The 15577-nt window shown below is 56.4% G+C and carries 21 protein-coding genes; 10 read left to right on the top strand and 11 right to left on the bottom strand.

Annotation, left to right across the window (positions count from 1 at the left end):
• The first annotated feature begins 94 nt into the window (after window positions 1-94).
• From bluB to A7976_RS01000, 10 genes are all read left to right on the top strand, one after another.
• Window positions 95-835, top strand: coding sequence for a 5,6-dimethylbenzimidazole synthase (gene bluB / locus A7976_RS01040; RefSeq protein ID WP_067105906.1), 741 nt, complete (start codon window positions 95-97; stop codon window positions 833-835).
• A gap of 245 nt (window positions 836-1080) precedes the next feature.
• Window positions 1081-1380, top strand: a complete 300-nt coding sequence (locus A7976_RS01035) for a HigA family addiction module antitoxin (protein WP_067105904.1) — start codon at window positions 1081-1083, stop codon at window positions 1378-1380.
• Window positions 1381-1611: 231 nt separating this feature from the next.
• On the top strand, window positions 1612-1905 hold the full coding sequence (locus A7976_RS15035; RefSeq protein WP_131800980.1) for a hypothetical protein: 294 nt from the start codon (window positions 1612-1614) through the stop codon (window positions 1903-1905).
• Window positions 1906-1996: 91 nt separating this feature from the next.
• Window positions 1997-2674, top strand: a complete 678-nt coding sequence (locus A7976_RS01030) for a zinc ribbon domain-containing protein (protein WP_131800979.1) — start codon at window positions 1997-1999, stop codon at window positions 2672-2674.
• Between the two features lie 127 nt (window positions 2675-2801).
• On the top strand, window positions 2802-3431 hold the full coding sequence (locus tag A7976_RS01025; RefSeq protein ID WP_067105901.1) for a hypothetical protein: 630 nt from the start codon (window positions 2802-2804) through the stop codon (window positions 3429-3431).
• A 140-nt stretch (window positions 3432-3571) separates the two neighbouring features.
• Window positions 3572-3910: a hypothetical protein gene (locus tag A7976_RS01020; protein WP_067105899.1), complete on the top strand. Its 339-nt coding sequence runs from the start codon at window positions 3572-3574 to the stop codon at window positions 3908-3910.
• Between the two features lie 60 nt (window positions 3911-3970).
• Window positions 3971-4402 carry a GNAT family N-acetyltransferase gene (locus A7976_RS01015; RefSeq protein ID WP_067105897.1) on the top strand — a complete coding sequence of 144 codons (432 nt, stop codon included), beginning with the start codon at window positions 3971-3973 and terminating at the stop codon, window positions 4400-4402.
• A complete protein-coding gene (locus tag A7976_RS01010; protein ID WP_067105895.1) occupies window positions 4392-4943 on the top strand; it encodes a DUF4256 domain-containing protein in 552 nt (183 codons plus the stop codon). Before A7976_RS01015 ends, A7976_RS01010 begins: the two co-directional genes overlap by 11 nt.
• A 106-nt stretch (window positions 4944-5049) precedes the next feature.
• On the top strand, window positions 5050-5289 hold the full coding sequence (locus A7976_RS01005; RefSeq protein WP_067107217.1) for a type II toxin-antitoxin system Phd/YefM family antitoxin: 240 nt from the start codon (window positions 5050-5052) through the stop codon (window positions 5287-5289).
• Window positions 5289-5693, top strand: coding sequence for a type II toxin-antitoxin system VapC family toxin (locus tag A7976_RS01000; RefSeq protein WP_067105893.1), 405 nt, complete (start codon window positions 5289-5291; stop codon window positions 5691-5693). The genes A7976_RS01005 and A7976_RS01000 overlap by 1 nt, the downstream gene beginning before the upstream one ends.
• Window positions 5694-5727: 34 nt before the next feature.
• Here A7976_RS01000 and sugE read toward each other — a convergent pair whose 3' ends face one another.
• From sugE to A7976_RS00945, 11 genes are all read right to left on the bottom strand, one after another.
• A complete protein-coding gene (gene sugE / locus A7976_RS00995; protein ID WP_067105891.1) occupies window positions 5728-6045 on the bottom strand; it encodes a quaternary ammonium compound efflux SMR transporter SugE in 318 nt (105 codons plus the stop codon).
• Between the two features lie 230 nt (window positions 6046-6275).
• Window positions 6276-6569 (bottom strand): hypothetical protein, encoded by a 294-nt coding sequence (locus A7976_RS00990; RefSeq protein WP_067105889.1) that lies wholly within the window; start codon window positions 6567-6569, stop codon window positions 6276-6278.
• Window positions 6566-7633, bottom strand: a complete 1068-nt coding sequence (locus A7976_RS00985) for a DMT family transporter (protein ID WP_067105887.1) — start codon at window positions 7631-7633, stop codon at window positions 6566-6568. The genes A7976_RS00990 and A7976_RS00985 overlap by 4 nt, the downstream gene beginning before the upstream one ends.
• A 35-nt stretch (window positions 7634-7668) precedes the next feature.
• Window positions 7669-8802 carry a bifunctional 3,4-dihydroxy-2-butanone-4-phosphate synthase/GTP cyclohydrolase II gene (gene ribBA, locus A7976_RS00980; protein ID WP_067105885.1) on the bottom strand — a complete coding sequence of 378 codons (1134 nt, stop codon included), beginning with the start codon at window positions 8800-8802 and terminating at the stop codon, window positions 7669-7671.
• Window positions 8799-9608 (bottom strand): GTP cyclohydrolase FolE2, encoded by an 810-nt coding sequence (gene folE2 / locus A7976_RS00975; protein WP_067105884.1) that lies wholly within the window; start codon window positions 9606-9608, stop codon window positions 8799-8801. The genes ribBA and folE2 overlap by 4 nt, the downstream gene beginning before the upstream one ends.
• 356 nt (window positions 9609-9964) lie before the next feature.
• Complete coding sequence (locus tag A7976_RS00970; RefSeq protein WP_067105882.1) at window positions 9965-11974, bottom strand: methyl-accepting chemotaxis protein; 2010 nt, start codon at window positions 11972-11974, stop codon at window positions 9965-9967.
• A 7-nt stretch (window positions 11975-11981) separates the two neighbouring features.
• Complete coding sequence (locus A7976_RS00965; protein WP_067105879.1) at window positions 11982-12692, bottom strand: type 1 glutamine amidotransferase; 711 nt, start codon at window positions 12690-12692, stop codon at window positions 11982-11984.
• Window positions 12689-12982 (bottom strand): hypothetical protein, encoded by a 294-nt coding sequence (locus A7976_RS00960; protein WP_240483757.1) that lies wholly within the window; start codon window positions 12980-12982, stop codon window positions 12689-12691. Before A7976_RS00960 ends, A7976_RS00965 begins: the two co-directional genes overlap by 4 nt.
• A complete protein-coding gene (locus tag A7976_RS00955; RefSeq protein ID WP_067105877.1) occupies window positions 12979-13641 on the bottom strand; it encodes a hypothetical protein in 663 nt (220 codons plus the stop codon). The genes A7976_RS00960 and A7976_RS00955 overlap by 4 nt, the downstream gene beginning before the upstream one ends.
• Before the next feature lie 64 nt (window positions 13642-13705).
• Window positions 13706-14137 carry a universal stress protein gene (locus A7976_RS00950; protein ID WP_067105875.1) on the bottom strand — a complete coding sequence of 144 codons (432 nt, stop codon included), beginning with the start codon at window positions 14135-14137 and terminating at the stop codon, window positions 13706-13708.
• 21 nt (window positions 14138-14158) lie between these two features.
• Window positions 14159-15553: an APC family permease gene (locus A7976_RS00945; protein ID WP_067105873.1), complete on the bottom strand. Its 1395-nt coding sequence runs from the start codon at window positions 15551-15553 to the stop codon at window positions 14159-14161.
• Window positions 15554-15577: the final 24 nt, after the last annotated feature.

Genomic DNA, 15577 nt, shown 5'->3' with positions numbered 1-15577 from the left:
GGCCATGACCGGCTCTATTCAGAAAATCTGCCTGCAAAAACTGCATGCGGCAAGGCCAGGCAGAATAACCCGCTACTAACGCAAGAGAAATGCAATGAACATGGACCCAGCCAGCCAGGACATCCACGCCTTTACCGCCGCCGCGCGCGAGGCGATTTACCAAACCATCTTTTCGCGCCGTGACGTGCGTGGTCAGTTTTTACCCAAGGCCGTGCCCGACGAGGTATTGAGCCGCATCATCACCGCGGCCCACTACGCGCCTTCCGTTGGCTTTATGCAGCCGTGGAACTTTCTCGTCGTGCGGTCGGACGCGGTCAAGCGCGTGGTGCATGCCGCGTTTACCCAAGCGCATGCCGAAGCCGCGGAAATGTTCGAAGGCGACCAGCGCGCCACCTACCAGACACTCAAACTCGAAGGCATCGTGGAATCCCCAGTGGGCATCTGCATCACATGCGACCGCAATCGCGCGGGCCCGGTGGTCGTGGGACGGACCCATATGAAGACTATGGATCTCTACAGCAGCGTCTGCGCCGTGCAGAACCTCTGGCTCGCCGCACGTGCCGAAGGCCTTGGCGTAGGCTGGGTAAGCATCTTTCACCAACCCGCGCTACAGGAATCCTTGGGCATCCCCAAGGGCATCACGCCCATTGCCTACCTTTGCGTCGGCTATGTCAGCCACTTCCATGCCAAGCCGGAGCTAGAAACTGCGGGCTGGCTGCCACGCCTGCCAATCGAGGATTTAGTGTACTTTGATCAATGGGGCTGTCGCGACGACCAGCAACCCCTGATTACCCAGTTGATGCGCGACCAGGCCATCTTGCAGGCAAAAAATTAGCCAGGACGGCTGCATAGCCCTCCCCGTTTGGAATTACCAGCTCTCCAGAAACTAACCGTACTTCGAATTTTTGGCTGTCTCTGGCAAAGCCGTCCACCCAAAGAAACCTATGCGGTTCATAATTTTTGGGTTCACGTTACATGAACGTTTTTACACATGAACAATCCTTGTTTTTTTGTTGCCTGACAAAGCGTTAGGACGTTGAAATTGTGGATTACCAGAACTATCACTAAGGAGTGTTTGAAATGCTTCGCATGCACAATACGCCTCATCCCGGCGAGATCCTGAAAGAGGATGTACTGCCTGAGTTAGGCTTGTCGGTCACGGATGCAGCTGACCAGCTTGGGGTGTCGCGCGTCACGCTGTCGCGCATGATCAACGGCCAGGCCGCTATTAGCGCAGATATGGCAATCCGCCTTGCTCAATGGCTAGGCGGCAATCCGGAAACCTGGCTCCGCGCCCAGGTGCAATATGATCTGTGGCATGCCGAGAAAGCAAGCAAGATCATGGTAAAGCCTGTTGCAAGGCCGATTGCAGCTGCATAAGCAGCTTTGCACTACGGGTGAAATCCGGATCTGGAATGGCGTGTGTAGGCTGACAAGCAAACCTTGAAGGCCTGAAAAACAACGGGGATGGCAGTGATGCCGTCCCCATTTTTTGCCTTTATTTGATAATGACCTAGATCATTTTGATAGACGGTGTGTTTGCGTTTACGCCATCCCCGACATTAGTATGTGGACATGCTAGTCCGCATACTAACTGTTAGGGAAAACAATATGCTGCAAAATAAATCTGTAGCTTTACTTTTAATCTCATCAGTTGCATTTCCAGCTACAACATTTGCTGCTGCCTCTAGCCAAACAATTTCATTGTCTTTCGAGGAATGTCTGGCTAGAAAAGAGACTGTAATCAGCCAACTTGGTGTAAACCCAAAAAATATAATTCCTGTGGTTAATACCAACATCATGACCATGACAAAATTATGCACTGTTGATGGTAGCGTTATTGTTACTTGTAGCAAGCCAGACAGAAAAATGGTTATTACTCAATCAACAAACTCATGCAGATAATTACCCCAGACTACCAAGTGGGGCGTTCTAAAAGCGCCCACCTATGTCAAACATAGACAGTCAATCGCGAGCATCAAGAAGGGAAAAAATAATGGCACTCATCAAGTGCAAAGAATGCGGAACTGAAGTTAGTTCTAAGGCGGAAACATGTCCTAAATGCGGCGCACGGGTTGCAGCCAAACCAATGGGGTGCGGTACGCTAATCGGGGTCGTTTTTCTCGGGGCGATAATTATCTCAGCCTTTTCGAGTATCACAGGAGGTGATACCGCGTCACAGTCAACTGCTTCGACTACCCAAGCGATCGATCCCACACCTAAATCTCTGGGCTCACAGTGGCTCTATAACCTAAGTGACGATGCGATGGGTAAAGGCGCTATACATCAAGCTGAAGTCTCAAGCTCAAATACCGTAAATTTCGATTTTCCGTACTCAGGGGCACAGCGCGCAACGCTCACGTTGAGAATCCATCCGCGCCATGGTAAAGACATATTATTCAGTATTGAAAAAGGGCAGATTCTTTGCCATTCCTACGAGGATTGCAGTGTACTTGTAAGGTTCGACGACGAAAAACCTACAAACTACTCTGCGATAGGTGCAGCAGACAATAGTACCGAAACGATTTTTATTCGAAACTACAGCGGATTTGTGGAGAAAATGCTCAAGGCAAAGAGAGTACGTATTGCCGCAAATATTTACCAGGAAGGCACTCCGGCATTTGAATTCGACGTTAGCAATTTTGACCAAGGCAAATACAAGCCAAAAAAATAGCGATACCACCTAATCTCTTATTTCAGCGAAATGCCAATACCTTCGTGAAATCAAAGACGTTCCGCAGAAAGATAGGCATCGGTGAGACCCTAACACCAAAGGCCTTGGCCTGGATCGGCGCTTTATCATGACAAGTCATTCTGAGCTCGTAAGAACCGTAAAAGCAGATATCATCTATCTGCGACAGCACTGGGACCAGACCGTTGATGACGATTCACTTCGACGTGCCAGCCCCATATTTCGCCGACTCGTTGTTGATAACGATCTCCAGCGCGCTTGGAAAGATGCCGGTCAGCCTCGCGAGCCGCAAATACAATCCCCAACCCTTGAAGGCATTATTGCTGAGATTCCGTTAAATAAGATTTTGTTTGCCGCCGCTGGCGGCGCTCATTTTGGCAAAGAATATCTAGCGGGAGCCCTGATCAGGAACTATGCCGTTCCGCCAGAAGAGTTGCAGCGCCGAGCACAAACCGGTGTACCCACAAAGCTTATGGGCTTGCGCGAATTCGCCAACACTCCGGTGGTTATAGTCCAAGGCATACCAATTCCACGACGCATTGTTATCAAGTACGTCGCAAACAAGCTAGGGGGAGCTCACTTTGATCCTCGCAGGGAAAGCAATGATGAAGGTGCCATGTATGAGTTACTGGATAAGGCCAGCACAATTGCGCTTTTGGGAAAACCTGCCATCTACTTTGAACTATTATCAGCTGGACAGGCGTTAGCAAATGCCCCAGACATTCAGGCGTTCTTGTAAAACAATGGGATCAGAGTCATTTAAAATCTGCTGTAGAAACCTATCGAAAAATTGGCTCCGACCCCATTTATTTTTTGTAAATTGGCTTTGACCCCATTTAACTCTCTGGTTAATCACTGTTAGAGCCTTCCTGAGCAAACATGGACATCCTAAATAGCCGCGAGTGGGCCATCCTGATTTGGCTGCTTCTGGCCATTGGCTACTTCACAGCCCTTCCAAAGCGGAGGCCCATAAAGGGTTCATTGAAATCGCTTATTAAGGCGTTTCTTTCTCGACATATCCTTTCAGTGACAACCCTGATGAGCATATATGTCGCACTCATAATCTATGTACTTTTCATTGTCGGAGTTTGGGATCTTAGCCAACTGAAGACCACCATCATTTGGTACTTCACTGTCGCAACTTTGTCGCTCTTTCGTCTTGAACATTACAAAGAAGCGCCCCATCGTCTGGAACAAATGGGGGTCAGAGTCATTTAAAATCTGCTGTAAAAACCTATCGAAAATTGCCCCGACCCATTTATTCCGTAGGAGTACTCCGTGCCGCTAGTTTGGTCGCATTCAATCGACGCTCTCGACTGGAATGAGCTCTCTGCCCTTTATGATGCCGCGCCTCTCGGAAATAAAAATCCGGGAAGTCTGAAAACCGCATTCACGAACAGCATGTTCAAATGTTTCGTCTACGAAGACGGAAAGCTTGTTGGTGTTGGGAGGGCACTTGCTGATGGAGTCGACTGCTCATATATCTGCGACGTAGCGCTACTTCCCAGCCATCAAGGTCTTGGCCTCGGCAAGCAGATCGTTGCCAAACTTGTGGAGCTCTCCAGCGGGCACAAGAAGATCATTCTCTACTCGGTGCCCGGCAAAGAAGCGTTCTACAAGAAGATGGGATTCAAGCGCATGAGTACCGCAATGGCAATTTTCGAGAATCAAGCTGTTGCCATGGAGAGAGGATATGTAAATGAAACCTAACCCTACGTTACATGCCGATATGATCAGAGCACTCAAGAACCGGTTCGAGAAGAACATGGGCCGTCATAAAGGACTTGAGTGGAGCGCCGTTCAAGCGAAACTGGAAGCTGATGCAAAAAAGCTCCAGACACTCCATGAAATGGAACGTACAGGTGGCGAGCCGGATGTCATTGGTTATGATCAACAGACCGGCGAGTTCACTTTTTGTGATTGTTCGCCTGAAAGTCCAATTGGCCGACGCAGCCTTTGTTATGACGGGGATGCCCTGGCGTCACGAAAAGAAAACAAACCGGGCGGTAGTGCCGTCGAAATGGCTGCTTCGATGGGGATTGAGCTGCTGACTGAAGAACAATATCGAACATTGCAAAAGCTGGGTGAATTCGACAGGAAGACTTCAAGCTGGGTGCAAACGCCTTCCAGCATACGAAAGCTGGGGGGCGCCCTCTTCTGCGACCGTCGCTATGGCCAGGTATTCGTCTATCACAACGGCGCTGAATCCTACTACGCTGCCAGAGGGTTTCGCGGCCTGCTCAAGGTCTAGGCCTTGAAATTAAACCTGTTTGATGAAGCCTTTTGTAACTTTCGACAGCCGCCGGCCCTGGGGTGTATCATTCGATTTTGAGTTGGTTAACCAACTGGGGAATCTCATGAAAACCTTGGCAGTCTATGAAGTTAAAGCCAACCTCTCCGCCCTGCTCGATCAGGTAGAAGCCGGGGAGGAAATTACCATCACCCGGCGCGGCGTGCCGATTGCTCGCATCGTACCCGACCATCCTCAGGTAAAGCCGGACATTTCCGGGCTGATTGCCCGCATCAAATCCACCAGGCATAAATCCACCCTGGAAGGTTTGAATCTGCGCGAATTGATCGAAGAAGGCAGGGATTAATGGCCTTTGTGGTAGATAACTCAGTCGTAGTGGGCTGGTATTTTGAAAACCAAGCCACAGACTACAGCGACCGCGTACTCGACATGCTCGCCAACGATACAGCGCATGTCCCTGGCCTCTGGGTATTGGAGTTCTCCAACATTCTGCGCAAGGCTACCCTGGCCGGGAAAATAGACAAGGCACGCACCGTAGAAATCATCGAATTGGTTGAAGGATTACCGCTGGTAGTAGACTATGCACCGGCCAATGCTGCCGCTAATTTGCAGCTTGCAACCAGATTCGGATTGAGCAGTTATGACGCGGCGTACCTGGAACTCGCCATTCGAATGAAGCTCCCAATTGCAGCCAACGACGAAGCCTTGCGATCAGCGGCTATGCGTGCCGGCGTTGGACTGGTGGAATAACTGGAGCGAACAGGCTCATTTGCCTTTGCCCACATTAGTGGCTCACAAACTTGAGCCCCACAATTCCCGCAATAATCAGCGCAATCGACAGCACCCGCCCGAAATTCACCGGCTCGCTGAACAGGACGATGCCGAGGATCACCGTGCCCACCGCGCCGATGCCGGTCCACACGGCGTAGGCGGTGCCGACTGGCAGCGACTTCATTGCATAGGCCAGCAGCACCACGCTGATGATCATGGCGACCAGCGTTCCCACGCTGGGCCACAGGCGGGTGAAGCCGTCGGTATATTTGAGGCCGATGGCCCAGACAGTTTCGAAAAGTCCGGCGATGAAGAGAATGATCCAGTCCATGATGTCCCTGTGGCAGTTACAAAAAAATGCTCCCTCGCAAGCGGCGGGAGCGGAGCAAAATTTGGCGATGGAAGCGGGATTCTAGTTCATCCGGCCTCGCCCGGCATCAGGAGTTCTTGACGAACGCTCTTGCGCAAAACAGGCAAGCCGCGCTGAATCCGCCGATCACCACTACCGCCAGCATGTCGGCATAAGGATACCCCCAGAATTCACTCATGCGTTTGTTCCTTTCATGGGTAGTTTAGCAACCCGGTGTCGCGCATGCGCGAGCGGCCGAACTCCGACAGGCGCCAGTTGAACAGCAAACGGCCGGGGGCGAGTTGCTTGCCGTCGTCCAGCTTGCTGCCGACGCGCACGATAAGGCCGGCCGCGGCCAGCTCGTCCAGCGCCACGCACAGGCTGTTGACCCAGTAGCTGCCGGTCAGCCCATATTCTTTCAGCGCCTTGGCGATCAGTTCGCTGTCCCAGATGCTTCTCACCTTGCTGATTTCCACCAGCAGAAAACCCTTCTGATGCAGTTTCATGCCCCCTCCTCCACAGGACCGATATTACGCAACTGGGCCACCGACTCCGCAGGTTCGGCAAACATCACGAGGCTGCCCAGCACCGTGAGCACCAGCCCTACCAGGAAATACCATTGCGGCAGTTGCAGCGTAAAGGCGGCGATGAAGATCAGCGCGAACACCGCATACAGATTACCGACGGCTTCGCCGCGTCCGACGCCGATCAGACTGAAGCTTTTGTAGAACGCCGTGTAGCAATAGGCATGACATGCGGCCGCCAGCACGATCCACAGCATCGCCTTGCTTTCGGTCACGGTGCTGACGATCAGCGACACGATGGGCAGGTCGGTAAAAAGCGCCAGCACCGGCAGGATCAACACGCCCCAGAACAGTACTTCGAAGCTGAAACGGCACTGGATGCCGACATCCGGGTCGGTCACATCCATCGCCCGTGCCGCCACGGCGCCTTCCGCGCCCCAGCCGATCGCCGACAGGATGCCGCCGAGATAACCCAGCCAGGCGTTGTTTTGGGTGATATCCATCTCGCCGAACAGTCCCGGCCCGTAAATGACGACCCCGCCCATGATGATGATGGCCATGCCGATAGCGGCACGGCGCGAGATTTTTTCCTTGTACCAGAGCGTGGCGATGACCGCGCCGACCACCGGGTAGAACAGCGAGGTGATCGCGGCGAACACCGGCCCGACGAAACCCATCGCCATGTAGGAGCCGAAAATCGCCATCGGGCCGCCGCACAGCGAGGCGAGCGCGTACCACTTGGAAATCTTGCGGAAGCGCACCATGGTGCGCCCGTAATCGCGCACCTTGCCCAGCACGCCATTCCACAGCAGCAGGAAGAGCAGCACGGTGATCGCGTGGACCCACGTCATCACCGCCGTTGCGGCGAGCCGCAGCGACTGATTGTCGGCTGCGATATCGACATAGGGATGCTCGTACCACAGCGCGGTTCCCGGCACATACCAGGCGCCCCAGAGAATGGCCGTCCAGATGGCCCACGTGAAGCCCCAGCGCTGGTTTCGCTCGTGGTGCTGGGCAATCGCCTGATTCAGGGCATAGTCAACCATGTGAGTTAACTCTTCTTGTTATGCAGCGTTGAGTATCAGCAGTCGATGAATTCGAGTATTTCGAGGCCGAATCCCGCCATGCTGGGGATTTTTCTCGGCACTGCCAACAGGCGCATTCCGGTCACGCCGAGATCGCGCAGTATCTGTGCGCCGATGCCGTAATCGCGCAGGGTGTGGCGGCTGCGGAAGGGCTCTTCCGGCATGCGGATGCGCTCGATCAGGTTGGCTTCGTCTTCCGGCCGCCGCAGCAGCACGATCACCCCTGCTTCGGCTTGCTGAATGGCTTCCATCGCGCGCGGCACGCTCCACGCGTGCGAACGGTTCTCGCAGTCCAGCAAATCCAGCACCGACACCGGCTCGTGCACGCGCACCAGGGTGTCGCGCGTCATAGCGGGATCGCCCTTGACCAAAGCCAGATGCGTTTCGTCGGCGGTACGGTCGCGGTAGGCCACCAGGCGGAATTCGCCGTAAGGCGTCTGGATGCTGCGCTCGGCAGCACGTTCGACCAGGGTTTCGGTCTGGCTGCGATAGCGGATCAAGTCGGCGATGGTGCCGATCTTCAGGCCGTGCTCGGCCGCGAACCGGCGCAGGTCTGGCAAGCGCGCCATGCTGCCGTCTTCATTGAGAATCTCGCAGATGACGGAGGCAGGCTCCAACCCGGCCATGCGCGCCAGGTCGCACCCGGCTTCGGTGTGCCCGGCACGAACAAGCACGCCGTCGTTCTGTGCGATCAGCGGGAACACATGTCCCGGACTCACGATGTCGCTCGCCTTCGCATCGGCCTTGACTGCCGCCTGTATCGTGACCGCCCGGTCGGCGGCGGAAATGCCTGTCGTGACCCCCCGCGCGGCCTCGATGGAAGCGGTGAAATTGGTGCCAAGGCGCGTGCCGTTGCGCTCTACCATGCGCGAGAGATTGAGCTGCTTGCAGCGCGACTCGGTCAGCGTCAGGCAGATCAGGCCGCGCCCGTGCATGGCCATGAAGTTGATATGCTCGTGCGTCACGAATTCGGCGGCGATCACCAGGTCGCCTTCGTTCTCGCGGTCTTCCTCGTCCACGAGCACCACCATGCGGCCCGTGCGGATGTCATTGATGATGTCGGTAATGGGGCTGATCCCGAACTGGTGCTCCTGATCCTGCGCCAGAAAGGCATGATTGAGGTCGTTCATGATTGGTTTCCGCCATGAATGACCGCATAGGCGGAATGATTATGGATGGACTCGAAGTTCTCGCACTCCACCGAGTAGCGGTCGATGCGCGGATCGGCGCTCAGCTTGGCCGCCACATCGCGCACCATGTCCTCGACAAACTTGGGATTGTCGTAGGCATATTCGGTGACGAACTTCTCGTCCGGGCGCTTCAGCAGCCCGTAGAGCTCGCTCGAGGCCTCTTCCTCCACCACGCGGATCAGGTCCTCGAGGGTGATGGATTCATTGATGCGGGCGGTAATCGTGACATGCGAGCGCTGGTTATGCGCGCCGTACTGTGAAATCTTCTTGGAGCACGGGCACAGGCTGGTCACCGGCACGAGCAATTTCAGGGTAATGGCGCATTCGCCGTCACGGATGTCGCCGATGAGGCTGACTTCGTAATCCATCAGGCTCTGCACGCCAGACACCGGCGCCGACTTGTTCACGAAAAACGGGAATTGCATCTCGATATGGCCGGAGTTGGTCTCAAGCCGCTCCGCCATTTCTTCCAGTATTGTCCGGAAGTTTCCGATCGAGAGCGCGCGCTCGTTCAGGTTCAGTATCTCGATGAAGCGCGACATGTGCGTGCCCTTGAAATGCTCGGGCAGATATACGTACATGTTGATGGTCGCGATGGTGTGTTGTTCGGCGCCCGTCTGATCGGGGATGCGGATGGGGTGGCGGATGCCCTTGATGCCGACCTGATCGATGGCCAGCCTGCGCAAGTCAGGCGTGTTCTGGACGTCTTCTACCGCTGTCACGGGGAAATCGATGGGAAGATTCATAAAGTTCGCCTTTCAGTAAAACTGTGGTCATTGCCCATGACATACCGTTCGCCTACTCTCCACACAAAAAAATGAAGGGGGTCGTGCAGGCCGAGAGTTGTCAACATTCAATAGCGCCCGGCTTTCTAGAATTCGACCCGACCCCCTTCCAAATCCCGCCATTCGGGGGAGAGAGGAGATAAGCCAGATGACTACATGCAGCAATCATCAAACTTGGTGCCATTATCGAACGCAGGGTAACGCCGCTCAATTCCAATTAGGGATTACTCCCAAATGATTAGAAGACTCCGGCCACGCCGCCGCCGGAGCCCATTTTCATTCTGCTGCCCGTGCTTCCGATCCGCGCAGCAGCGCGCTCACAGCTTGAACTGCCCCACGATCGCCAGTAAATGGGCGGCTCGCTGGTCCAGCTGCTGGATCGTCAGCGAGGCATCGTGCATCGACTGGTTGGTCGCCTGCGCCATGTGATCGACGCTTTCCACGGATTGCGCCATCTGCGACGCCGCGACCGACTGTTCGGTGGTCGCACTCGCGATCTCGGCCATCATGACCACCACGTTCTGCAGCATTTCCTGCATCTTGCGGATCTCGACCGCCGCCTCGCCCGACTGCTGTACGCTGCTGCTCACGGCATCGCCGGCCGCCTGCATATTGCTCACCGCGCGCTCGGTATCCTGATGCACGCCTTCGATCATTTCGCCGATCTGTACCGTCGCCTTGGCGGTTCGTTCCGCCAGCTTGCGCACTTCATCCGCAACCACGGCAAACCCCCGGCCCACCTCGCCCGCCCGCGCCGCTTCGATCGCCGCATTGAGCGCGAGTAGATTGGTCTGATCGGAAATTTCCTTGATCACGCCCACGATGCTCTGAATTTCGACCGAACGGTGCGCCAGGCCTCGCATCGTGGTGCTCAATGCCTCCATGTCGACAGACACCTTGGCCACCATGTCGGTCGCGTGCAGCACGGTGGCCACGCTGGCGGTAGAACGTTCGCCGGCTTCACGGCTCATGCCGTCGGCGCTCCTGGCACTGTCCGCCACATGCGCGATGCTCGTCGTCAGCTGTTCGAGCGTGGCCGCATTTTCGCTGGAAATGTCGGTATTCCGGCGGGTATCCTCCGCCAGGCCGCGGGTCACGCCGGCCAACTGGTTGATTCCGTTGCTCAGTTGCTCGATTTCCTGGCGAACGTCCAAGAACATGCGGCGCAGCTTGCCGATGAACTCGTTGAATGCCCGGGCCGTTTCGCCGATCTCGTCTGCGCTGTCGACCGTGAGCTGGCTGCTCAGGTCGCCGCTGCCGCCGGCCAGATTGCACATCGCATCGCGCATGTGACGGATCGGCCTGGTCAGCACATTCAACAGCAAAAACATCACGCCGAACATCAGTGCCAGGCTGACGAAGCCGATCATCAGGGACTGGTTGCGCGCGATAACCGAACCCTGCAGCAAGGTCGCAATCGGCACCGTCACCTCCAGCATCCACGGCACGTCCACACCGCCGACCCAAACCGGCTCAAGAAAATGGCCGATGCCATTCTCGACATACTGAAATGAATTACCAGCCACCAACGCCTTGCGCGCCGTCGCCGGCAGTTCGGCAGACGTGGCCGCCTTGCCTATCCTGGTGCTGTCCGGCAATGCGATGTAGGTTCCGGAGCTGGAATACAACTTGAGAAACCCGACATCGAACGGCCGTATCTTGGCGAGTTCGGTCTGAAAATTTTTCAGGCCAATATCGACGCCGCTGATCCCGACGAATTTGCCGTTTGCGATCATGGGCGTGACCAATGACGTCATCAGCGTCGGCACCCCGGACACGGTGTAGACATAGGGGTCGATCAATACCGGCTTGCCGGTTTTCTTCGGCAGCAGGTAGTAGTCGCCCGCCCCCTCCTTGTCATAATCGACCAGCGGTTCGATCACCACTTTGTCGCCGTCGTAATGCCAATAGGGGGTGAAGCGCCCGGAAGCATCCGCGCCGAGATCCGTGCGGTTGGCGTAATCCGCGTCCTTGCCGTCGAAGGCATTGGCCTCCCAACCCGTGTAAAGGCCCAGTATTTCACCGTGTTCGCGCAATGTCCCGGCCAGCATCTGATTGATCTGCGCCCGATTTTCAAGCCCGCCCTGCTTGAGCCCGAGGATGGCATAGCCGGTGTCCTGGCCTACCGACATCGCCAACGAAAGCCGCTTGGAGATTTTCTGTGCTTCTTCCTTCGCAATCTGCTGCGCGATCCTGGTCCCGTTCTCCCGCGCCTCGGTCGCACGCGAGCTGGTCGTGAAGGCCACCAGGCTGGCATAGCCGACGAGGGTGATCGCCGCGGCTGCGAGCAGGATTTTCATGCGAAATGTTTTGATATGGAACTGCATTATTTTTTTAATCCTTTTTTAATCCATTGACCCAGTGCGTGTAGACGTTGTCAGCCAGCCGGTTCAGGCGGCCCACGCGCGCGTCCAGATCGTTCAGGACCTCCGCAACGGATTGCACCGAAGGCGTGCCGCCGGCAGCAGCGATTTCTTCCGCGCTGCTGGCACACCAGGTTTTCACCATTTCCGCGGTCATTTCGATATGGCACTGGAAACCAATGTGCGGCCCCAATGCGAACGCCTGGTTCTCGCAATACTCGTTGCGCAGCACCCGAACCGCGCCGGGCGGAATGCTGAAGGTCTGGTAATGCCATTGAAAGGTCGTGAAGTCTTGCACGTCGCCGAACCACGGCACGGCACTCGCGCCACCCACCACGTCGACCGCGTGCCAGCCCATTTCCCTGCACTTGTTGTTTGTGACCTCTCCGCCCAGGGCCTTGGCGATAAACTGGCCGCCGAGACAGTGCCCCAGCAGCGGCACGTCGTTATCCACTGCGTGCCGGATCAGCGCGAGCAAGGGCGGAATCCACGGTAGCGGGTCGTTGACGCTCATGGGGCCGCCCATCATGACGATCCCGGCAAGATCGGTACTGCTGGCCGGCACGACACCACCGTCATCCATGCGGATCAGCCGCCGGGCGATGCCCTTGCGATCCAGGAAATCAGCCAGATGCCCCGGCCCTTCCGTCGGCGAGAACTGGAAGATCGCGACTTCCTTCATGCGGAAAACCGATAGCGTTCAGCGCGATAACGCGCCCAGTAGTAAGCGTCCATGACCGAAACGGCGTAGACGAAAATTCCGCCGGCGAACTTGCCGACAATGGAAATTTCCGGGCCGGCCATGTTGTAGGTGATGACGCCCAGCATCAGCATGAAAAACAGCATCATCAGCCCGCGCGTCGGCGCATGGTTGATCACCTGCCCCACGCCGGGCAGCACGAGCGCGATGAGCAGCACCACGAGCGGGTGCATGGGGGCGCGTTGGGGTTTGTTGATAGTCGTTGTCATCATGCGATGGCTCCTTCCAGATCCCGGCGTATGCCGATGCTGCGCTGCAGCAAGTCGAGCACGGTCGCGGAGGACAGGGGTTCGTGATTGAAATCGGTGGCCCGCAGAAGCAGGTATTCGCCGCGATCGGCCTGCTTGGCCTGATAAGTGAGGCGCACTGCGCGTGGCATCAGCAGCAGTTCTTTCGCTTTTTCATCGCTGAATATCTTCTGCACATGGGCATCGATCAGCTGCAGATCCGGCGGCGTGTCTTGCGTACGGTAGAGCGCGTACTCCGGCCAGCCGGCAAGCGGCACTACCGTGCCAGCCCAGTTCCAGAGCGGGCTATAAAATTCGGTGTTTTGCGGCCTGACCAGCATGCCCAGCGTACCTTCCGTCGAAACGCCGGTGCTTTCCACGATCAGGTGCAGCCACAGCGAAGGAATCTTGCGCATCGTGAGATGGTCTTCTTCCAGCGCCAGCCGGATACGATAGCCTTCATAGGTGCCTTCGAGCTGCGCGTACCCCGCTTCGCTATGCGTCAGCGCCGGGTTTTGCAGCAAGGGCAGGCATTCGTCGAACAGCCGTGAACGTCCAGCCATGGTCTTGAGATGATGCGAGCGATACATCCAGTACAGGATGGCGGCGAATAATGCAGCGAGAGCGTAAGGTGCAAATGGCATTTTTTGATCACCAGTTTGAAGAGAAGCGAGCCTTGCGGCCCGCCTCTCCTGCTTCATTTCAACTTCAGCGCACGACCGTGACCGGACAGTGCGCCTTGACGATTACATCCTGCGCAATCGAACCCAGCAGCATCCGCGCGACACCGGTGCGTCCGACCGAACCGGTAATGACATGGTCATACCCGTTGCTTTCGGCGAAAGCGATGATCGCGGCGGCGATGTTGTGCCCTTCCACCGTGGCGCAGGAGACATTGCTGAGCCCTGCGGCCCTTGCCTTGACGGTGGCGGATTTCAGTTCGGCCTGCAACTGGGCATCCGCCGCGTTCAGCATGTCGGAATCCCAGAAAACGCTCCGGGAGATATCCGCGCTGGTCACGTGATTGACCGTCAGGAAAGTCAGGTACGCCCCGGTCTTGCGGGCCAGTTCGATGGCATAGTCCGTCGCCTTTTCGGCGCTGTGCGATCCATCTGTCGCACAGAGAAGCTTGCTATTCATGGTGTGTTCTCCCTTTTTTATTTAGTAGCCCTTGGGACGCGGCCACGGCATCGTGAACTGGTCTGCGCGCTTGACGAACTGATAGCGGCGGAACGTGAACCAGACCGAGGCTGCAATATAGAACGCCATGATCGCCAGCAGCGATGCGCCATATCCGAGGAAAGTGGCGAAATACACGGCCGAGCAAAGAACGAACAGCACAATCGCCGGAATCGGGTGGAACGGGTGGACGTACCCGCGCTTGATGCTGTCGAGAGGCCACTTCTTGCGGAACTTCACCATGTTGATGGACATGAAGGTGTAACCCAGCAGGCCCGACAGGATGGAGAACGTGATCACCTGATCCAGCAGCCCGGTAAACGCAAACGAAACGGCAATCGGAATCAGGAAGATGATCGCGCGGTATGGCGTGCGGTAACGCGGGTGGATGGCGCCGAACCAGCCCGGCATGAAGCGGTCGCGGCCGAGCGAGAACCATGCGCGCGATGCGTCGTTGATGCAGCCGTTGGCGGAAGCGACAGCGGCAAACAGCGTGCCCACGAACAGCAGCACCTGCAATACCGGGTTGCCGAGCAGTGATGCCGCGTCATAAAGCGGCGTATACGCCTGCCCCAGGTATTGCCACGGCATCAGGCCGGTACAGATGTACCAGGTCAGCGTGGCTGCGACCAGCAGCGTCATCATGCCGCCCATGGTGCCGAGCGGGATCGAACGTGCGGCAGAACGTGTTTCTTCCGCCGCCTGGCAGGTGCCTTCGATGCCCAGGTAATACCACATGCCGAACTGCAGCGAAGCCACCACGCCTATCCAGCCGTAAGGCAGATCGGTCAGCAGTTCCTTGTGCTTCAGCACGGTACCCGGGTTCAGAGGATCGACGCCGATGAACAACACCAGAATCGCCGCGAAGGCGACCAGCGTGATGACGAAGTTAAGCGTCAGCGTCATGAACACGCCACGGTAGTTCAGCCACGCCAGGAAGGCGATGGTCAGCACCACGAACGGCTGCGTGTTCAATCCGGCATATCCCAACGCCTCCGCACCGGACTTCATCAGGTCGCCCACGATCAAGGCATCCGCCGCTTCCAGCATGGTGTAAGCCATGACCAGATACAAGCCGACATTGAATGCCATCAACGGCCCGATGATATGCTTGGCCTGCGTGTACTGACCTCCGGCAGCGGCGACGGTAGATGTCACTTCGGAATCGATCATCGCAACACAGGTATACAGCAACCCGATGACCCAGCAGGCAATCAACGCACCGTAGGCCCCGCCCTTTGCGACGGAAAAATTCCAGCCCATGAACTCGCCGACCAGCACGATACCCACGCCCAATGCCCAGACGTGGAACGGATTCAACACTTTCAACATCGATATGCGCTGCTCTCCGGCAGCGCTTGCAGCACTTGAACTCATTATCTTCTCCATAGTCGCGCAGCT

It is taken from the genome of Methylobacillus sp. MM3 (genome assembly GCF_001645185.1).
Lineage (GTDB): Bacteria > Pseudomonadota > Gammaproteobacteria > Burkholderiales > Methylophilaceae > MM2.
Note: the sequence above shows the minus strand (reverse complement) of the source record. Positions and strands in the feature narration are given on the sequence as shown.